The organism is Pseudarthrobacter sulfonivorans (assembly GCF_014712225.1).
Taxonomy (GTDB): domain Bacteria; phylum Actinomycetota; class Actinomycetes; order Actinomycetales; family Micrococcaceae; genus Arthrobacter; species Arthrobacter sulfonivorans.
The window spans coordinates 15,030-35,773 of record NZ_JACXBW010000007.1 but is presented as its reverse complement, the minus strand read 5'-3'; the positions used below and the strand labels follow the sequence as shown (position 1 = coordinate 35,773).

Annotated in this window: 13 protein-coding genes; 4 read left to right on the top strand and 9 right to left on the bottom strand. The window is 61.4% G+C overall.

Features of this window, described 5'->3' with window-relative positions; translation table 11 throughout:
- Positions 1-20 precede the first annotated feature (20 nt).
- Both IAQ70_RS23195 and IAQ70_RS10430 read right to left on the bottom strand, forming a co-directional pair.
- Positions 21-2,747 (bottom strand): Tc toxin subunit A-related protein, encoded by a 2,727-nt coding sequence (locus IAQ70_RS23195; protein ID WP_190989256.1) that lies wholly within the window; start codon positions 2,745-2,747, stop codon positions 21-23.
- Between the two features lie 907 nt (positions 2,748-3,654).
- Entirely contained in the window at positions 3,655-4,644 is a 990-nt protein-coding gene (locus IAQ70_RS10430) for a C40 family peptidase (protein ID WP_190989255.1), read from the bottom strand.
- Between the two features lie 105 nt (positions 4,645-4,749).
- On the opposite strand from IAQ70_RS10430, the gene IAQ70_RS10425 reads away from it, so the two are divergent.
- The gene (locus tag IAQ70_RS10425) at positions 4,750-6,132 is read left to right on the top strand and encodes a C25 family cysteine peptidase (RefSeq protein WP_190989254.1); all 1,383 of its coding nucleotides are present in this window, start codon (positions 4,750-4,752) and stop codon (positions 6,130-6,132) included.
- Here IAQ70_RS10425 and IAQ70_RS10420 read toward each other — a convergent pair.
- The 6 genes from IAQ70_RS10420 to IAQ70_RS10395 form a co-directional block, all read right to left on the bottom strand.
- Positions 6,090-7,403 carry a hypothetical protein gene (locus IAQ70_RS10420; RefSeq protein WP_190989253.1) on the bottom strand — a complete coding sequence of 438 codons (1,314 nt, stop codon included), beginning with the start codon at positions 7,401-7,403 and terminating at the stop codon, positions 6,090-6,092. The two genes, IAQ70_RS10425 and IAQ70_RS10420, sit on opposite strands and share 43 nt — an antisense overlap.
- Positions 7,400-12,433, bottom strand: coding sequence for a peptidoglycan-binding protein (locus IAQ70_RS22730; protein ID WP_223859848.1), 5,034 nt, complete (start codon positions 12,431-12,433; stop codon positions 7,400-7,402). The genes IAQ70_RS10420 and IAQ70_RS22730 overlap by 4 nt, the downstream gene beginning before the upstream one ends.
- 1 nt (position 12,434) lies before the next feature.
- Positions 12,435-14,363 carry a CHAT domain-containing protein gene (locus IAQ70_RS10410; RefSeq protein ID WP_190989252.1) on the bottom strand — a complete coding sequence of 643 codons (1,929 nt, stop codon included), beginning with the start codon at positions 14,361-14,363 and terminating at the stop codon, positions 12,435-12,437.
- A gap of 1,423 nt (positions 14,364-15,786) precedes the next feature.
- Positions 15,787-16,665: a C40 family peptidase gene (locus IAQ70_RS10405; protein ID WP_190989251.1), complete on the bottom strand. Its 879-nt coding sequence runs from the start codon at positions 16,663-16,665 to the stop codon at positions 15,787-15,789.
- 233 nt (positions 16,666-16,898) lie between these two features.
- Positions 16,899-17,552: a hypothetical protein gene (locus IAQ70_RS10400; RefSeq protein WP_190989250.1), complete on the bottom strand. Its 654-nt coding sequence runs from the start codon at positions 17,550-17,552 to the stop codon at positions 16,899-16,901.
- A gap of 122 nt (positions 17,553-17,674) precedes the next feature.
- Positions 17,675-18,052 carry a hypothetical protein gene (locus IAQ70_RS10395; RefSeq protein ID WP_190989249.1) on the bottom strand — a complete coding sequence of 126 codons (378 nt, stop codon included), beginning with the start codon at positions 18,050-18,052 and terminating at the stop codon, positions 17,675-17,677.
- 712 nt (positions 18,053-18,764) lie between these two features.
- Here IAQ70_RS10395 and IAQ70_RS10390 point away from each other — a divergent pair.
- Positions 18,765-19,088 (top strand): ArsR/SmtB family transcription factor, encoded by a 324-nt coding sequence (locus IAQ70_RS10390; protein ID WP_190989248.1) that lies wholly within the window; start codon positions 18,765-18,767, stop codon positions 19,086-19,088.
- Here the strand turns inward: IAQ70_RS10390 and IAQ70_RS10385 are convergent.
- The gene (locus IAQ70_RS10385; RefSeq protein WP_223859846.1) at positions 19,042-19,545 is read right to left on the bottom strand and encodes a hypothetical protein; all 504 of its coding nucleotides are present in this window, start codon (positions 19,543-19,545) and stop codon (positions 19,042-19,044) included. The two genes, IAQ70_RS10390 and IAQ70_RS10385, sit on opposite strands and share 47 nt — an antisense overlap.
- A 516-nt stretch (positions 19,546-20,061) precedes the next feature.
- On the opposite strand from IAQ70_RS10385, the gene IAQ70_RS23310 reads away from it, so the two are divergent.
- Both IAQ70_RS23310 and IAQ70_RS10375 read left to right on the top strand, forming a co-directional pair.
- Positions 20,062-20,385, top strand: a complete 324-nt coding sequence (locus IAQ70_RS23310; RefSeq protein WP_223859844.1) for a winged helix-turn-helix domain-containing protein — start codon at positions 20,062-20,064, stop codon at positions 20,383-20,385.
- Entirely contained in the window at positions 20,382-20,597 is a 216-nt protein-coding gene (locus IAQ70_RS10375; RefSeq protein ID WP_190989246.1) for a helix-turn-helix transcriptional regulator, read from the top strand. The genes IAQ70_RS23310 and IAQ70_RS10375 overlap by 4 nt, the downstream gene beginning before the upstream one ends.
- Positions 20,598-20,744 lie beyond the last annotated feature (147 nt).

The window sequence follows — 20,744 nt, the reverse complement described above, 5'->3', positions numbered from 1 at the left end:
GAATCTATTCCTCAGTCTGTCTACCGGATTTCGTGCAGGATGAGCAGCATGAGGTCATCGAGCAAGTCGAGCTGCGCCGGAAGCGGCAGCTGTATTGTCCATGCACCTGCTGCGATCGGACGTTCGCTCTGTGGCACCATGTTGATGGGCTCGTCGAGGTTCTCCGTGAAGCCGCCTCCACCAGTGGTGCGTACCTGAATCAGAGAACGGTCCGGAGATCCGATTTCGATTTCCACTCCCGGCACGCCAACTCCATTGGCATCTAATGCCTGCGCTATGACTGCTTTGACCCTTTGTGTTGCGCCGCCGACCATCGCCTCGGAGATTTGGATACTGCCGGTAGATTTCTTTAGGCCCAAGAACACATCCGGGACATGCCGTCGTAGGGAAATGGCCAGGAACCGGTCGAGACCACCACCGGATTCAGGCTCCAGTTCGGCTTCGTAGGACGCGATCAGTGCCTGAACTTTAGGCCCGAGCCCGAAAGGGTCGCTGGCAAATGCTTGCGTATCCAAATGCAACACCACATCGGTGAGGTTGCGGGCTACCTCGGGTTCCAGGACGAGTCGCCACATGGCCGCGGGACCGTAACCCTCGGTGAGCCCGAGTTTGATGGACGAGCCCGTCTCCGACGAGGTGAATTCGCCGTCAAGTTCTTTAGTGTTGGAATCGAAATTGCAGACAACAATCCCGCCCACCGCGGCAGCAGCGGCATCACCGCTTTCCTGGGCGCTGAGCGCCGCATCCAACTCAGCTTCCGTCGGGATCAGCCGGACCGTTTCCGGGAGCATTGTCGCGGTGGCGTCCCGGAGCATGAATTGCCCCATGTGAGTGATATGACCGGTGATGCCGGTTGCTGGCACGAGTCCGTTCAACTCAACGCTCACGTCATTGAGGCGGCCCCAGCTGGACCCAGGACGCCGCTTGTCGAGTTCATACCGGGACAGCACGGCGTTCAGCTGGCCCGTTTGCTGAAATCGGGAAAACTCCAAGGGGAAGGCTTCCCTCAACGAGATCTGGTCGACGAACCGGTCAGTTTTTAGGCTGTCAAGGGCGACTTTCTCGACTATGGACTGGATGTCTTGCAAAAGTTCGTCTGGTGCAGCGATGAAGCCACCAGGGCCGGCTTCGTAGTCGAAACGGACGATACGCATTTCCGGGGCGCCCAGAAAGTACGCGGCCGCCCGTTCGAAGAGATACGCGACGAGTATTGCATGGTCCAAATAGCTGCGAGCCAAGTCCTCGTAGATTCGGGCCAAGGTATAGAACAGGTCTTCATTTAGCACTTGTCCTGCAAGGACTTCCCTTCGATCAGCAATGAAGTTCAAGCGGGCAGCAGCGATTTGTGCCTCCAATCCGGCGATGACCAAGTCTCGCTCCGCAATCTTTCGATCCAACGCCACGCTTCGCTGCTGCAGGGCAATTTCCTCACTCCGAGCAAGTTTGCCGATCACCCCTGTGGCTACACCCACGGCCGCGCCAACCGCGGCACCAACAGGACCCGCAGCAGCGCCAGCGATAGCACCGGACATCGCAGCTCCGCCCATGCTGATCGTGGAACTTGTACTGAACAAGTCCTGCTGCTGGGAAAGGATATCTGCCGCAACATCGACTCGGCCGACTTGATCTCTGGCCGAGGCTTCACGTTGCACGGCTATCTGGATAGTCTTTTCCGCAGCGTCCTCCTCCTCCTTAAGACGCGCGCTCTCAACTGCCAGATCATCTGCCCTGGAGCGGAAGGTGACGGCTTTCTCAACTGCCCCCCTGGCCAGATCAATATCCTGCAACGCCAGATTCTGCAAACCAGTGTGGCGCTGCACCGGCACCAACGAGTCCCGATAACCGAGGATATTGAGGTTGGCGTTGAGCTTGATTAGCTGCAGCTTCGATCGGCTGGTGATTTCCGCGGCAAGGGGATTTGCACCGGAGACTCCGGCATCCCGGACGACGGCCATTGCAGCATCGTAACTGCCGCGCGCACGGGCGCGCGTTGCGCTGCCGAGCTTTCGTTCGCTGCGGTAGGTTTGGTCGCCTAGCCGGAGATTTGCATGTGCTGCCCGGATGGCGACAAACTTTCGACGCACCTCGTCAATTTCCCGGTCTGCCAAGATGCTCTCGTAGAGCTCTAGTGCGGAGGCCGGGTCGTTGAGTCCCAGATGGCACTCGGCTCGAAGAGTGTTCAGCCAGAATATTCGCTCTGTGCCTTCCACTAATAGCTGGCTGTACTCCGCAAGCCGCCGCCGCTCCTTTGTGCTGAGGTCAGGACCGCTGTATCCAGGCAGGACCCCGTGCTTGAGCACCAGTTCGGGGTCACTGCCGGGAGGCGGGTTCCCGACGGGGCCCTCGAAGCTGAAAGCGATAGCTTCCCGCTTCAGCGCCAGGTCGATCGTTTCGCGGTCCATTGCTTCATCGACGGTGCCAATCAACTTCTTCAGTTGTTTGAGTGCAAGGACGAAGTCACGTTGTTCGATGAGTTCATAGACGCCTTTACCTTCCAATGGGCAGAGCAACTCCTCACCGCTCTCGTCGAGCTGAACGATAGATAGGGCGGGGTTCGCAAGAAATTTTCGCAGCCGCCCGCGAGCCCTACGGACTCGTCTGGCCTTGTCCACACCCAGCTCTTTAGAGACATCGGGATTAGTCGCTTCAGCAAGTTTCTGGCTGATACGTGCTCCCGACTTCACAAGCACCTTGACGGCAGGATAACCGCGGAAGACCTGAACGTCATTTTCGGGGAAGGTCACCACGCCAGTCCCCCATTCCAAAGGCTAAGGGTATCGAGTGAACAGAAGTATCGAACTATAGGAACCTCTTCAGTGTCCTCCTTCTCGGCGAAGAGCGGAAGGCCCACGGTGACTCATGGAAGATGAGCGTGTGCAGTGGTATCAAAGAATCCTTGTGATGCACGCGTAGAGCGTGTCACCGGCTGGCCGGTTCGCTGGCGGTAGTAGGCAGTTGGTATGGAGCTCACGATGAGTTAACCGGAGTCTTGGCATAAAGGTTCCGGTTCCGGATACCGCCGTGCTTCCAAGACCGGAAAGGCGGGATCCCAGGATCAGATGTGCACAGCGACGGGGCTGGCACCGTAATCATGCCCATAAGGCGCTGGGTCTGGTCCTGACGATCAAGGTTGTCCGACCTCCCCCGGCCGAAGTCACTGGTGTATGACGACTCGTCGACGCGCTGCGGTTCTATTGGGCCTGACCTAGTCCCGCGCCTGCGCCGGTTCGAGAAGCTTCAGATCGAGGACACGCGGCGGCGTTGCTTCTGCGGATCGCCTTGGCGACGACTGACCGGCGACTCAGTGCGTGCGGGGCCAAACCTGATCCGCGAGGCCGGTCCCAGACCAAGCGGGAACGTTGCTGAAGGACTCCATCCCCACGCGGACCTGGGTCGAATGGGAGGTGCCAGACCCGGATTCGTGGAGATCGACCTGCTCGGTCATGAGTGCGGCGATTCCCACTGCGTGTTCCGTTTCACCATGGGTATCACTGACGTCGCGGCGGGCTGGACGGAGGCCTTGTCGGTGCAGAACAAAGCTCAGATATGGGATGTACGCCGCGTTCAAGGAAGCCACCGAACGGTTACGAGTTCATAACTGGGGGATGATCCGTTGGTGCGAGCAGGAGAAACTGACGCTTACCCGGCTCCGGATCATCCAAGGCCGTCGATGCGACCAATGTCCACTAAGGTCGGTGATTTTAAAAGGTCGCCCGGGGTAACAAAGTTCGCCTCGATCGCTGGCGTCAGCAGGCCTTGGATTGCGCCGCGTGCTGCGGCCACACCCAATGTGGTGCCGATGCCAAACTCTGAGTCATCGAGTAGGGCCGTACTGAATGACACCAGCGAGGCCAGCATCTCTTCGTCGGTGGGCTCATCCGACTCTTCGACCTCGAATGATGGGGGCGGTGCTGGGGGCATGTCTTCGGTGACCAGGTTGTGGTCTTCCGCCCACGCGACAATTAGTGGCGCCAGTTCCTCCTCTGCAGCTTTGCCAGCTTCGTCGGGTTGGGCGGCTGTGACGTCAAAGCTTACAGGGATGCGAAAAGCCGCTTCGTAGGTCTCAGCGCTCTGTTGTAAAGCCCATTCTGCGAGGCATGGTTCAACCTCGCCGAAGGCGATGTCACCCGAGTGGATCAGTAACCGGAACCGCTCGGCGGGGTCGGAGGGCGCCTCTGCGAAGGCACGGTATACGAATTCGGAGCAGATCATGCTGCGGATGCCGTCACGGTCGACGAAGGCATTCAGTGCTGCAGCGGCGTGATCGAGTATGGAACGCACCATCCGTCGTCCGGTCCCTCCGAGCGGGATGGTTCGGGTCGCGGCCAGCAATGCCAGCATGACGATCTGTTGATAGGCATAGGGCGCGCGTCGTTTTACGTGGCTCGCTGCCGTCGCGACCACGGATGCCAGGTCGTCTTCCGTGTGGCGCCTGACTCGGACATACCGGCTTCCGGACACTTCAGCCTCAATCGTCGCAAGGCGAAGTCCCCGTGCCGCTGCCTCCATTAGAGTTGCTTCATCTAGCGCGATCGCGGCATGGTTCACGTCTGTTCCGTCGAACGTTCGAATGGCCCAGGAGATAAAGTCTGTGCCGTGGAAGAGCAACACGTCGCCGCGACGAATCTCGATCTCATCGTTCATTCGAACGCCCCTCGCTATCTGTTGTCCGGTGCTCAATAATGATTGCATCGTAGGGACCCGGCGTACAGGCTTAAGGGTTGTTCGCGTCAGATGGGCAGGGAAACAATGATCGTTTCGAACGGCATCGATGCGCACACAGGGAAGCCGTTGATCGAGATCTCCGAAGACGAGTTGACCGACCTAATCGTCGACGCCGAAGGACACGGTGGGGGTCTGAGACAGAGGCTCGGAACGAAGCCGAGTAAAGCACTGCCGTGGCAAGTTGTACCAACCGATGTCAGCCACGCAGGATGGAGCATAGTTTTTGCACATGATGAGTCTGACGAGGTCCGTCAGGCCCTTGAGCCATTGGTCCAGCACCGGCGAGACCAAGTCGAGGAGGATTGCCACCACAGGCATGAGTACTTTCCTGGCGAAGAAATGGTTGACTGGCTCGCCCGACAGGGCGTGAACCCAGGCGCCATTGATCCGAGTAGGGTCGGCTACTACATCCTGCTCGTCGGTTCGCCGGCGCGGATACCGTTTGAGTTTCAGTACATGTTGGACATCGAATATGCCGTGGGCCGGGTTGCGTTCGATACTCCGAAGGAGTATCGACAGTACGCGAACAGCGTTGTCGACTCCGAGACATTCGCACCAGCCAGAGAGAAAGTTGTGGCGTACTGGGGAACGCGCCACCCTTGGGACCGCGCAACAAAGCTAAGCGCCGATCATTTGTTGGGCCCTCTGGTGCCGGACGGTGCGGACCAACGTGGTCTAGCCGAACGTCACGGCTTTCGTTCCGCTGCTTTGATCGGGGAACAGGCAACCAAAGCAGGTCTGCTGGAACTACTCGCTGGCAACAGCGCCGCCGCCAGACGTCCCAGTCTGCTCGTAACTGCCAGCCACGGCCTGGGCGGTTTGGCAGCGGACGACCCTGAGCAGCGACTCCGGCATGGTGCACTGGTAACACAGGACTGGAATCGCGGCCCGGTCGGGATCGACGTGACCGTGGCCGGGACGGATATCTCGGGGGCACAGGTCCACGGGATGGTCGCTTTTCTTTTCGCCTGCTACAGTGCCGGGACACCCATGATCGACGACTTCCCCGTGCGAGGACAACCAGCGCGACAAATCGCCGATGAACCATTTGTGGCGCACCTTCCTCAGCGGTTGCTGGCACACCCAAACGGGGGTGCTCTAGCGGTCATCGGCCATGTCGAACGGGCTTGGGGCTACTCGATTGTGAGCGCGGGCGGCAGCCAGCAGCGATTCGAGGACGCTTTCGCCCAGATCATGTGCGGTGTACCGGTGGGCCATTCAATGCGGATGTTTAACGATGCTTACGCCGTCTTGTCGGCTACCCTCACGCGGCAGTTGAATCGCGTCACCCACGACATGTCTGCCGGCGCCGGTGGTCGGCGAAGACTGCTTGAGCTGTGGATGGAACGGACCGACGTGCAGAACTATGTGGTGCTCGGTGACCCTGCGGTACGGGTGCGCGCCTGAGCCAGTAACCGGAACAGATCATCGCCCAGTCGATGGTCATGCGATTCAAGCTCCTTTGTTGGCACCGCCTCCCCATCTGCGCCGCGTATTCCTGCATCACGGATGTTTTTGATCCGGGTAAACACGAACGAGGCTGTCCCTTTTTGGACGAACAGTTCCGGCTCGTCGACGAATGCCTGGATGCCTGCAGCGATCAGCAGACGCGAATCTGTGCTGACAGGTTCCACACCGTAGCGGAGTCGCCCGGCATCAGCATCGGCCTGCTCTTGTCGGGCAGCGGTGAAAGGCTCGAACCGACTCAGCGGCGCATCACCAAGTATCCCCAATGGCGTCGTCACGATCGTCGTCACCACTGCCGTGACAGCCTGCGCCAGGATCGGCTCTGCCTCGGTTAGGAACGGGGATGCAGGGTGATCGAACTGTTGCAGTGTCTCGGCGACGATCTGCAGACGGATGCCGACGGGCGGATACTGTGGGTCAGAGTGCGGCGGTAACGCCGTAATCAAATCAGCCAGTGCTTGCCCGTAGGCGGGGCCCAGCCAAACCGCTGCGAGCACGTCGGCCAGAACTTCAGGGAACCACACTGTCCAGTCCGCCAAACTGTCCTTCATCGCTTGCTTTTCGTCGAGCAGAGGAAGGACGGCTTCGGTCAGGCGGAGGTCGTCGTCTGCAATATGCGCGGCTTCGTGAGCAATGATCGCAGTCTCGAGCAGATGTGCCTGCTGATGCCATGGAATGCCTATCACCGGGACCGGGAGCTGTTTGACCAGTTCGCCGGGTACGTCGCTTAACCACCTCGCTGGCAGGAGGTTCCGGTAGGCATGGCGCCGTCCCAATGCGAAGGGTGAGCCGCTGGAGTCAAAGTAGACCAGCGGTGGTTGACGGACGTCGTCAGCCGACACCTTGCGCGCGGCCACTGCCGCATTGTGCAACGGGCTGACGCAGGCCCACGCCAATTCGTCGGCCGCAATCAGTGGAGCCTGGAACCGGTCAACCAAACGCAGCGCGAGTTTGGAGCGGAAGAAGTCCCAGACGTGGTGGATGCCGAGCAGAATTTCGGTCATTGAAGCCCAAGACTCAACGGCGTCACACTGACCATCGAGCTTAGTGAGTGCCGAATCCAGCATGTGGCCCAGCCGCAAGAGCTGAGAGTGGTGCTTCTCGAGCACTCCGCCGTTTGAAGACAGCCCTTGCCAGAACTCGAGCTCTCCGTGGAGCAGCCCGATCTTGGCGCGGAGCTCGGCCTGTCTTCTTTCGGCCTGGGTACTCATCGGAGCCGGACCGCGGCGGGTTCGTCGGCGAATAACGCTGGAACCGTGCGGTGATCGTCTAGGATCGGATACCAGTGACTTTGTCGGATTTGCCGGTACAGATCGCCTATGTCGCCGATCCCGGGTGCGGTACCAAACAATCCCGGCGCGATCAGGTGCGTTGACAAGCCCTGAGCTTCGTAGGGGATCGGTCCGATCGCGAGTACCGCGGAGGCATATCCAAGGTCAAACAACTGAGATGCGAACAGATTGCGCAGCAGGACTTGACGCATTATTTCCAGTCGGCTTTCTGTGGCGACGGCCTCGAGCACTACGATCGGTCCAAGTCCGGTGGTGAGCCGCATCAGGATGTCGTGCAGAGCCGTGACGGAGAGCACCTCCAGCCCATACTCGCTGGAATTGCGGAGTGTTCGACCGCTGTCGAACGATAGAAAGACTGAGTCGCCCCGTGACTCCAGGGATGCCTGCACGTGGACGAGTGAGCACGGGTATTTCAGTTGCGAGAGCTCTTGGCTGGTGGGGTCCTCGACGACGACGGTCTCGAATCCGGCCAGCTCGTAGTCGCTAACCACGTCAGTAGTTCGCGTCATACGCTTCTTGACCTGCACTTGATGGCTTAATTCGAGTACCACGGCGGTCTGGCGTTCCCGCGTCGCTTCCCAAATGGACGACTCGATGTCGTCTGACGCTTCGTTGCGGTGTGTCTGTTGATAGGCGCGGATCGCCTGCTCGGACTGTGGACCCATAACGCCGTCAGCCAGTACGTGGTATCCGGCGTGGGAAAGCGCGCGCTGGACACGCATCACGCGGCGTACGCCGCCATCAGGTGAAGCGCGAAAAACTATCCTCTCCCGGTTGGGTGGCCAGGCTAGCTCCCAGGGCAGTTCGGCGAGCTGCGGGGACATGATCCGTAGTCTTATGTCCCCTGGCTCTGCCGCTGCCCGGTCCAATGATCGCCGCAGTGCATTGAGCAGGTGCGTGTCATCAGAAAGCAACCAAGAGCTACCCGCTTGCTTCCGCTCTGTCACTAGCTCGCTGGGTTCCTGCCAGATCACGGTTCCGGTTTCCACCGTGAGCATCCGGTCTTCGTCGGAAACCCGGACGTCGACTATCGGCGGCCTCGTCCGCCATGGATTGGATGGTATCTCAGGGACACTTGGCGCTGGAGCCGAATGTGGCAAGCGATCTAGGTCAAGCAGTGCGGCCCTATCGCCGAGTGTCTGGTAGATCCGGTAAACGAGTTTGTTGAGCTCGTCGTGATTGCCCGGAATACGGCCGTTCTTTGCTGCCTCAAGTCGTAGCATCATGACCTCGGCATTACGCCGGGATGGTCCGCCGGTGCGCTCCAGCATGTCGAACATTTCGTCGATGTGCCGCACCCACGTCATGTCGTGGCTTGCAGTGGCCCAGGCGATCAGCGCGTCGAGTGCCACGGCAGGGTGGCTGCTGCGACGCTGGACAAAATTGAATGCCAAGGCCTCCATTTCTCCCACAGTCAGGCGGAGCCGAGCCGCCGTTTCGAGGGTGCGGAGGATGATCAGCGAGCCGGAGTCAAACTTAGCCGAGGACGTGACGGCGCTTTTGAGCCAGCGTGCCGCCGTGTCTGAGTGTCCTAGCACCCGGGCCAGCTCGACACGCCGGAGAGAACGCAAGGTCTCGTCCTCCGCTGCGTACGGCTGATGTGGCTCGCTCAGCAGTCGCACGAGCGGGCCTGTCACGTGCTGGGGAGTGGCGTGGACCGGCGCGCAACGGTCAATACCCTCGAGGGCAGCGAGGGCAGCGTCCGGCGGGTGGAAGCTTGAGACGGCCTGCGCCAGCAATCGTAGGTAAGGTTCCCGGTCATCAACATGACTTGCGAGCCCTTCCACAGCGACACGGGCCAGCACAGCGGGCCCTCGGGGCTGTCGGTCGAGTTCGACCACGAGCTCGTCCAATATGCTGGTGGCTTCAGGTTGGCGGCCTGTGCGGTCCAGCCACCGGGCCTTAACTAAGCGTGTGGTGACCCACAGGTCGTGTTCCCTCGGTACAGATGCCCGGTCTGCCATCTCCAGGTGTCTGCCCGTCTCCAGAACTCGGCCAGCATCGAGCAGGATCCGCGCCGTGGTCGCGCGAGCGTCCGCTTCTCGAAATAAATCACCGGCATCCCGCCACCGTGAAGCCGCTTCGTCGAGCAACCGGACGGCGTCATCGGTGTCTCCCCATGCCGCTGAAACCCGTCCTTGAAGTTCGGCGACCGCTGCGGCTGTAGCCGCTTCACTCTGGACGGTGCTTCCGTATTGCTTGTTGCCGAGGACCGTTAGCCGGCGTGATGCCTCCAGCGCCGACTCCGGCTGTTGGGCCAGCAAAGCTGCCCGGCCTTGCTGGACCACGACACGGATCGATGCTGGCTGCGCGGCAAGCAGCCGACCAGCCTCGGTCGGTGCCCCCCGCGTCAAAGCCAGCCATACCCTGAAGTCAGTCAGCTCGTCCTCCCCGAGGATCGCAGCAGCGTGAGATGCCTGAATTTCGGCAGCCGTGGCGTCTCCTTCTGCGAGAAACAGGCTGGCGAGCAGCATACGGAGTTGAGCCTCCACGTCTGGAGTCGGGGTCGGGCGGTGAGCGAGTGCGGCCAGACGAGTCGTGCCGATCGAGCCCGCGTACGACAAGACGACACCTTCCAGGGCCTCTAGGACGACCGAGTCTTCGGCCTGTCCCAGGACTACGAGCGCCGAGTCGAGCGCATTCCGGTTCCCGTCTCGGGCGTGTAGCGCTAGCTGCACAGCGGCTCGTCGCTGGGGATCGACCAACGACCGGCTCGCGAGCTGCTCCATCGACTTCACCGTCGAGAGACGGCCTTCGATGAGGCTCCAAGCCAGGTCAGCGAAGTACCCGGGCGCTCTCAGGAGGGCCAGCGCGACCTCCAGATGTGCCTCAGCAAGCGTCTCTGCGGACATTACGCGTTGGCCTTCAAACCATCTGCCTGCCTGCTGGCCGAGGTCCATAGCGAGGCCGGCATCCGTTGTCCGCATCGAGGTAAGGTCGGTGTCGGCAGTCAGCGCTGCGGCGAGGTCGCCGCGTGCGGCCGGCCCTGCCACACGCTCAACCTCTGCTAGCAGCTCGTGCCAGCCTTGCTCTCCACCCGGGCCTCGGGCTTGGAAGACATGGTAGGCCGCCTCTTCGGCCCATTGCACGAGGCGATGCGGTTGCTCGGCCATCAGGGACCGGAAGTACAAGAAGGCGCGTTCATGCAGGCCCCGCAACACTTCCTGACGCTCCAGCACGAGCCTCATCGGTTCCCTGACGTTTGGATGGAAGCTTAGAAACTCGCCTACGTCCTGAACAGACGATATCCAAGACTGGTTGGATGCGTATGATGCCAATCGCAGCCACAGCTCGTTCGAATCGGCAGGGCCAGATGACGCCTCTTCGATTCGGAATCTGGCCCTAAGTCGGTCATGGGGGTCCAGTTCCGGATTGTCATCGATGTGCTTACCGAGCAGCGCTTGCTCGATATACGGCATTAGGACCTTCTCAAGGAAACGCTTATCCAAGCGTCGTGCGACCACGCCGTACCGCAGCGCATAGAGCACAGCCTTGTCGTCGATACGTTCGAGGACACGCTCGATCAGATATTGCTGTTTGGGGTCATCGAATGACTCGACATCGGCCGCAGTCAACTCAGGCCCCAGACACGCGAGGTCGCCGTATAGTGCGAGCGTGAACGGCATCAAGTCACGCTTGGCCAGAATGGCGTCGATGATTTCGGGCCGGTCGATGCCGCGTACCTTGGCCAGATACGTCCGAGCCTCATCTTCAGTGAAAGGCTCAAGTTGCACCGTGTGGAGTGTTCCCGGGAGGGCATGGCCGTCAATTCGCTCACTGATATCGTACCGGCCGGCGAGAAGTAAGCGAGCGTCGCCCGGGCCACGATAGATCTCTAAGAGCGTGTCCACCAAAGAGCTAGCGTCCAAGTCTGAGCGCAGCACCGGAACCTCGAGTGTGTCGAACATGAACACCACAGGGGATCCCGCACGCCCGAGCCGTTTCATAGCATCTTCATAGCGAGCGGAGACTTCCTGTGCCGGCCAGAGGGTCTCACCCAGCGTGGTCAGCTCGCGGAGAGCAGCCGAGGTCTCCCTTCCGACATCGGTGTATAGCGCAGGGAGCATGCGCCGCCAGTCCGTGAGCATGCTTTCGAAGTATCTGTCCGGTGATTGTTCGTTGAGCTGCTGAGCGAGGGCAATCCTGATTAACCAAGGGTGCTTCGTAGCGATGACGGGGTTGATTTCGTCGAAGTCGATCCTAGCGACAAAGATCCGGGCAGGGATACACCGCCGGGCGAGGAAAGACCGAATCATCATCGTCTTGCCCATGCCGCCCATCGCGACAAGCTGCAGCGCCCTAAATTTCTTACCCGCCAGAAGCTCTTCGAGCAAGTTGTGGTACACCGTCCGGTCTAGAAAGCCCGCTGACCGGAAGTAGTCGGTCGACCAAGCAGCCCGGGTATCGATCTGGGCGCGCCATCCCGCGATCAGGGCGGCCATGTTCGCATCGACGACCTGGCGCCGGTCTGGCCGTTCAAACAGATCAAGCAGGTTTCGGGCTGCAACCAGGTCGAAGTGTGCTTCGGCCGCCTTGAGCAGTTCCTCCAACAAGGGGACCGCTGCATCCATATCGGCAAACAGAAGGTGGTAGAGCCGCTCACGGCCGTCGTCAGGGAAGGCCTTCGCGAGCCCAGCGCTATAGCTCTGCAGCTCGCCCGGGTCCCATTGCGCGAGATACGTCGCCCGAGTCTCGTCGTCCATCACGTACCGGCCCGGCTCCCTTGGCAGCTCCTGAACGAGGTCGCGTTCGCGGAGTTCGTCTAAACTCACGGTGGGCGCGTGCCCCCTCACGAACGTCTCCCACAACTCCACGGTCAGCCACCGCAGCGGCGCAGCGTAGCGCAGCGCCGCTCGGATGTTGGCCGGGACAAGGGTCGCGGTCAGTGCGGCGGGATCTTCGCCGGCCTGCAGCCGGGCGACGATCTCTTCCGGCGAGTACGCGCCCATCTCAATCGACCTGGCCAACGGCGGCTGAGAACAGAGACTTCAGCCGGGTGAGCGACCAAGGTTCTTTTGGTTTTACTGCCTCCACGTAAGTGAGGTAATCGGCGATCTTATTTTTCTTGTTCTCGTCAGAAGAAAACGTATTCATGCCGAACCAGATGTCGCCGTAAACGGCTGCTAACCGCAAGTACTCGTCTGCCGTTGGCAGATGGACCGGAACCAGCAGGGCCGGCAGCCCACGGAGAGGGTCCAGTGCCGCGGCGCGGGCAACGAGGATGACCGAGACGTCAGGGACTTCGCCCTGCGCGATTGGCCTAAGCAGCTGGGGAACAATGAACATGGTCAGCTCGTCAGGGTCGACTTTCTCGAGATGGTCAAGGATTAAAATCAGCGGTTTGGTGCCAGCGGAAGCTATTAAAGCTTCCAAGAAAACTTGGAACAGGACGCCAACGTGGTCCAGCGTACGCTCGCTGACCGGACCGATGGCACCGAACTCGTCGACGGGGTAGTCGTTCACATGCTCAGGTGGCGGCTTGCCCGCTGCTACCGCATTGACGCATGCGTTGAAAGTGGCGAACAACTCAGGCGGCAGCTGGGCCGTCGGCGTCCCGCCGCTTGCGGGATCGCGGATAGCCCGCAAAACGTCTAACCAACCGAGGTTGCTTGAGCCCTTCAGGTCGACGTAGCGGAGAACGGCTCCCGCTGAACGGAGCAGGTCGCCAGCGCTGCGCGCCACCCACGTCTTTCCGACCTTTGGGTCACCGTGGATGATGGCCGCCCGGCGCAGCGGGGTCTTGGCGCCAGGATCCAGTGCGAACAGCAACTGCCGGCGCTCGGAAGAGCGGTCGATGGCCCCAATCGGGTCGGGTGAGGTCAGCTGCGGTGGCGCGCTCAGCAGCGGGCCCGGGGCTGCGTGCAGCACGAGTTGCGGCAACCATCGGTCGGCACCGTTATGAGTTTCCGCGATGGCCTGTCGTCCGGCTACGCACGCCGTATCGAGCGCGGCGCCTGAGACAAGCTTGTCGTAGAAGGCGCGGCTGAAGTCTGCGGCCGCGGTGTCGTGGATGGCACCTTGCATGCAGAGGGTGGCCGCCGAGCCGTTGGCCCGGAATGCTTCCCCCAGCCCCATAGTTCCCTCAAAAGCAGCCGACTCGCCTGTGTGGCACGCGTTCAGAATGACGAGCGGAAACTCATAGGCCAACTCGTTTTCGACTGTGTCTGGATCCAGCATGAACGAGTTAGGGGGCTGTCCGATACGCACGCCTGACGAACGGCCGATCACCATTCCGTGTGCGATGACATGGAGCACATGTGGTTGTAGGGCCTCGCAGGCCGCGCGCAGCTGCGCCTTGTTTGGCGCTTCGAGCACTTCGACATGGAACCGATGAGGTTGTCTGGCTCCGAGAACTTCCAAGGCACGTAGCTCCTCATTCCACCGCAGCCTATTGTCTTCAGTGTGCTCCCTTTCTCCTACCACCGCGAGGACCCGCAGCGGTGGATTGACAAGCGGCACCGGCGCGAGGCTCATCGGCGCCCGCACGAACAGCAGTTCCGATGCGGTGAACATGATCTTGCTATTCAGCTGCAGTGCTTCCCAGGGCAGTCGCTGCAGCTCGGACGGACGGATGTCGAGGATGGTCCGCGATGGGTGCCGCTCGGCCCAGGCGGTGCCGATGGCCCCATCGAAAGCGAGGGACCATAGGTGCTTTCCGAGCCGTCTTATGATGTCCACGTTTGGGTTCATCCCGCTAAGAGCATTTATCAGCTGTGGGCATAGGTCGGATGCGTCGCTGCCGTCGCCGGGCAGCGGCCGAAGTGGCCGGCCGATTACTGCCTGCGATACCTCGGTGAACCCCATGGCGGTCTGTTCGTGCAGCGAAACACGGTAATGCGTTTCGTCATCCACGTCGATCAGAATTCCTACCGTCAGCATCTGGACCCCTCGCTACGGCTTAGCGCCTAAAGTCCACTTTGACTGCATAAGAGGAAATGTCAAGAGAAGATGAGACTTACGCATGGGGCTCGGCAACAGGGGTGCGGGCCCTGGCACGAGGTGAACGGGGGTGGGACGGTGAAGCTGCTTGGAAGGCCCTTCCCGAGAACTGCCTTCTAGACATCGATTAGGGCGGGATTACAACTCGGTTTCCGAGGGCTTCGAGCCGGCCGATGGCGTGGGCCTTCATCAGTCTCGAGCCCTCAGTAAAATAGGTGGTGCCCTCGTTGCGGAAGAGCTCGCTGGTTCTTTGTCAATGCCGGGCTTGAAATCCTTTCGGTAGGAGTTTCCCCCAGCTAGACGACCCTTCTATGGGGCAAGTCATGCCATGAGTGTCTGGAGTTGACGGAAGATCTGCCTAGCGATGCAGCGCTTAAGGCAACGGCGGATGTCACTTGGGCTCCTGCCTTCTGCGGTGCGTCGCCCGATGTAGGCACGGGTGGCGGGGTCTGTGAGGCTCTAGTCTGGGCGACGACGTCCAGTGCGCGGTTGAGTTGCCAGCCTCCGTGTCGGTTGAGCCGGTACCGGTGCGTGTTGCCTGAGCTCCCGGGGCCATGAGCCGGACATCCTCGGCGAGGGCCAGACGGTTGGCCTCCACATCCGTGCCGAGGGTGCTGACGGCGGACGCGAGCCGCCGCGTGCCTCGGCCCGCGCCACAGTGGCGGCTGCGCCGTCGCCCTGCCTGGCCCGCCAGCCCTGGACCGCCCTGACTTGGGCAGCGGTCAGCGTGCCTCGGGTCCCAGATTGAGTGTCCGCAGCGCGTTGGGTGCGCCAGTGCGCTGGGTGTCCATCGAGCGTTTGGCGGCCATGAGGATCCTCAGTGCTTCCTCAGGCCCTTGGCCTGCGGGCTGACGAGTTCCGTGGTCGGCCGCTCCCAGCACAGTCCGGGCGGTGGTACTATTTTCGGTTAGCGATAAGATGTGACGGTCTCCGCATATGGTGAGTGAGGCTGAGGCTCCAGCAGGTAGCGGCCGGTGGCCACGCCAACAGCGGAGGATGGCACCAAGCCTTTGTGGAGGCAGTGCGGGGTCGCGTTCCAACGATTACCAGCATCACCGACAAAGCGATAGCCCGGATTGGGGAAGTCATCTGCGTAGATCCCAAAAAGCTTGGGATCTACTGCTGCGAATGCTGATGAACTTCATAAGAGCACCCTTTGTATTGGCCGACCATGCCCGCACTGACGCAGAGGCGGCAGTGATCGTGGGTCTGACCGGGCAGCACATGTGCCGCCCGGTCTAAGTCCGCTGAAGTGCGGAGGGTACCGGGCAACCGGTACCCTCCTTTTAGGAGGAGCGGGTGGTCCTGGCTAAGGAAGCCGCCGCCAATATGGTGTGTCCTGCGAGGCCAACGGCGCATAATCTCAGGCCAGTAGATCGAAGTACGCCGTGTCCGAATTCCAAGCTATAGGATGTAGCAGCGTCCCGACCGAAGGATTGAGCGCACTCCACATCATGCCGTCCCCAGCATAGATGCCAACGTGTCCCCAATTGTTCGGCCCTTGGGCGTTCTGGACGACCAGGTCTCCTGGCTGTGGATTGTCAGTTCTTACACCGACGCGCCACTGCTCCACTCGAGGAAGGTTGATGCCGACCTGCCAATAGATCCATTGGACATAGCCGGAGCAATCCCAGGCCTTGAACGCCGTCCCACCCCAGACGTAGTTTCCGCCGAGGCCTTCTTGGGTATACCTCAGGATGTCCCTGCGCATCTGGCTTAGCTCGGCGCGCTCGATTTTCGCTGCCGGAGCCTCCTGCGTCACAGTGCACGCGACCGGCGCGAGTCCGCTCCCTAGCGCGTCAACGATTGCCGTCGCTTCACCCTCCCAGCGCGCATACAGTTCCGGGAAGGCGGACACTTGGACCGCTTGGGCGGCTTGGCCCTTGGTAATCGACTGCCAGTCACGGATAGCCAGCAGCCCTCGTGGGCTCCCGTGGTTGGGGCCACTTGGGCCGCCGTAGAAGGCCCGCACGTTATAGGCGGAGTCCATCAGTTGCTCAACGGTCCCCCATCCGGCTGCCGGTCGCTGCTGAGCACTGCCCAGAGAATCGTGGTCGCTGCCGACACCGTCGTGCGCGTAGCTCAACGACGCGGGCACATTCGCGTTGGCTAGGACCCTCAGACTGGATTCTTGGAGAGCCATCATGATCGCGATGACCTGGCCATCCCGAGGTACTCCCAACTGCTTTCCGATCGAAATATAGTCCTCCGCCACGGCCGCTTGTCGGGCGGTCAGATTCACGGAAGGCGGGCTGCCAGCGCGGACACTCATAGCTGGGGCACTGCCGACTGGCGGGCCACTCAGGCTCGCGGACGAGCAGATAGTTGCGGGTTTCTCTGAACTTGCCCCGAGCACCGCCACCGCTGAGCAGAACGCAAACGCACCCGCCAGGAACAGCGCTGAGACCGCTGCCACCACTGCCCGCCAAATAGCGCGACGCTTAGCAAGCCCCGCGAGCACTACGGCAGCGGGCATCAGTACACGATCCTGCTTGGCGAAGCGTAGAAGGCGACCATGGCGCAGCGATCCGGCGGTGCCGTGGAGGCGGGCGGGCAGTTCACCATCACGCTGACAGGGGCCGTGTACGAGTTCCGGGTTGCCGTCGACTGCTCAAGAACCTGAAGAGAGACAGTGCACACATGCAGCCCCACCCAGGGAGAGGGCTGCTCGCGTACTTTGGCCAGCTCGCCGTCGCACATCAGGGACTGGACGGTGGCCGTCCTGTTTGCCTGTTGGCTGGTCAACGTCGCATAGGATCCGGCGTTGACGCCTGTCGCTTCGAACTCCTGCACAAGCACCGCCAGTGGATTGGAGCCGTCCGGCAGCACGTGCCACCAGCTGCGGACCCGGGAGTAAACCTCCGAGTACGACGCCGATCGGGTGTCCCACGAATAGATCGCCATCGCTGCTGCGGAAGCGAGCTGCCGGAAGTCGGTGGTGCGCGGGGCACCATCCGCAACGGGCCCCGAAATGGCCGGAGCCGCCGTCGGGGTTTCCCTTTGCGGGCCCGGGGGCGTCGGAACCGGGCTATCCCCGGCCGGGCCGTTCGACGGCGGCGCAACCGGCTCTACCGCGGGCCCCACCAGTGGCCGTGTAAGAGTCCACAACGCCACGGCGACGCCGAACATGACGATTGCCAGAAGCCACCATCGCCGGCGTCGACCCAGGCTCGCCGGTCCATTTCGAAGCGAGAACAACTTTCCACCTTCCACGTCCCGTTCATGTTTTGAACGGCCGGTAAGGACATGACTCAGCGAGCGGAACGCATTCCTGCCCGGAGAATCCTCCACGAGGTTTGATACAGCCGCCGGGCGAAGCCGATCTGGACGGCCACATAGCGCTCCGTGACGCCAAGCTCGGCGGCAAGTGCCGCCACGGCCCTGGTTCGCTCCGGTCCCCGGACGTCTGGACGAACAATCATTGCCGCCGCGCGGCGGAGAACCGGCGTAGGCAAGCACTCTGCTGCATGCTCGCAGACGTCCCGGATGTTCCGGACGCTGGCATGGTCAACCTCCAGCGCGCTTTGAACAGTCCTCGCCGTCTGGCGGACCACCGTCGCCGCGTGCCACCGCCGACGGTCCTGCGGCGACGGCGGGCCGTACCGCCGCGGCCCGGTGAGACTGTCCACGGCAAGTTCCCACACTCCGCTGGGCACGCTCTCCCGGGTAGTTCGATAATGGTGCGTGCCCACTGCTGGTCGACAAACTTCTCGGCACTTCGATCAGCCCCACGGTCCAAACCAAGCAGCGTCACAGCGTCGAGCGACGGACAACGATCAGCCTCTGGGTCCAGGAGCAGGGGTAACGTCTGGTGGGTCATCTCCCGGCGGATGTGCGCCGCGCACACGTTCGCGCACACACCTTGGACCCACGCGCCGAACGGTATTCCAAGTAGCTGCCGGTAATGACCTCGCATCACTCCATCCCAGACGGCCACGCGGATGTCCTGCATAACATCGTCCACGTCGCACGCCCGGCCAATGCGCGACAGATGCGAGACGACGTAGCGCCGCACCCCGTCCACGGCCAGCATGATCTGATCGACCGGGACGGAACGCATAGCGGGCTCTGGGGCAGCGCGCAGGGAAACATCGATGGTTCCTTGGTTGATTTGTTCTTGTTGGGCTTGGTTGGCCCGGGCTTCGGCTCGCATGGTCTTCACCGCTTCAATTCGCGATTCCAATATGTCAGCGGTCAGCACTGCTGGCCGCTAAAAGTGGCCGCCCACAGGGCGCCAAACACGACTACACGAAGGCTATGCAAACTATTGTCAAGGATAGTTAAAGTATCGTCAAGGTTCCGGGTCTTACTTTTCGACTGGCTGTCGGCAAGAATGGTTGCATGCCCAGGATTACGCAGCCTCACGACGCCGCATGGTCGGCCGACGTCGAAGCCGCTGTCGCGACCTTCGGCAACAGGTCCCGCAACGAGATCCTCCGCTATCTTTCAGCGCACGGTCCGGCAACCCGCGGGGACATCGTGGACGCAGTGAGTGCCGGCGAGCCCAGCGTGGCGAAACACCTTCTTGCGCTGGAGGAGTCTGGCGCCATCGTGGTGGACGTGGAACCAGGCAGGAGGCATGGCCGCTCTCCGCGGTATTCAGCCAACCCCGCACGGATCAAGGAGCTGCTGGCGGCTCACCTTCAGTATCTTCTGGAGGACTAGCGGCAGCCCTTTCCCCTCCAGGATGGCGGCCAATGTCCTTGTTGAGGTATTCAGAAATGACGCGCAGCGTCTCCGGCGAAACGTCACCCAAAGTGCGCGCGGCAAAAGATTTCACCCTGGCCGCACGGAGTGACTTCACGAACTCGAGCTGCGAATCGATCCGCTCGGGCAACTCGGCGTCGGCACCGGTGAGGTAGGAGGGGTCAACGTTGAAGATGTTGCACAGCCCTGCCAGTAGAACCGGATCACTGACCAGACGCCCAGTCCCCTCTTTCATATAGAACCACCGCGCGCGGGACAACTTGATGCCCTTAGCCTCGAGCTCGGCCTGTACTTCCCGGAAAGTCACGGGCTTGCCGCGTTCAGCAACCACGACGTCGAGCAACAAGTTCAGGCGACGAGCTAGCTGGGCCTGGGGAGACAACATGTCACCATTCCCCGTCTCGTCAGTCCGCATCGCCTACCCCTTGATCAACAGTTCCGGGGCCGTCGGCTCTATCAGGCGCTTCGGCCTCCCCCAGCCCCAGTATTCCCTGAGTCACCCTGCGCGGCAATCAGCCGCTCAATTCGACGGTCAAGGCAAGACATCAAAATAGACCCGGCGGACGGCGGCAGCGGTAGGTTCCGGATCGCTGGAACGGCCATATCCTGGCACACCTCCAGGAACTCCGGCGGCAGCACCGCGTTGGCGTCCAAGTGGTACGAGACCTCGGTCAGCACGTCGCCAAGCGCCCGCAGAAATTCGACGCGCTCGTTCGTCGAGCCGTAGTGCCAGTACCGTTCGGCTCGGAGAGACAGAGCCGCCTCGGTAAAAAGCCCTGACCTGTGGGTGATCTTGCATGGCAATCTCCTCACGTCCATTGAGGGATCATTTCCACGGCCAGCCTCTTCCAACATGACGCCCAACGGGAGTATCCTGCATGTGTAGACCCGTCTACAATCCCTCCTTAGCATTCCTCAGGTTGTGGTCTCCATGTCGAGCATCTTGATGAACAAAACGCGAAGCCGAATTGTCCGCTTCCTGCTGAGGAATGGCCCCTCGAGCTGTGGCCAGATCGGCATCCATCTCGACGCGTCGCCGTCGAAGGTCCGCCGGCACCTCCAGTTGCTTCGGGACGCCGGCCTGGTACAACACTCTTCGGCTAAGTTCAGCGCTTCCCCAGAACACGTGCAGCGCCATGTCGGAGCACTGGCGGCCGGATTCCACGTGTCCGTCATGCCGCCCCAAGGCCCTGCTTCCATGAACCAGGAACAGATCTTGCCCTTGGGCCCGCAACTAGGACGGAGAAGCTCATGACCACCACCCCCGAAAGCAGCAGCACTGCGGAACCTACCGACGAGCAATGGCTGACCCCGAAGGACATCTGCACCCAGCTACAGATTCCAGAGCAGACGTTCTACCAATGGCGGGTCAAGCACCTCGGCCCCCGCGCCTACCGAATCGGTAGGCATTTGCGAATCAGCCGGGCTGACTACGATTCCTGGTTGTCCTCGCGCCTGGAGGCCTGATGTCACCAAGACCTCCGTTGCCGCTCGGCACATGGGGCAAGATCCGCCGTCAGAAAATCCCAAGCGGCCGGTGGCGAGCCACAGCCAGATGCCGGGACACAGACGGCGTAACACGTGCAGCGGAAGCTTGGGGTGACACCGGTGCCG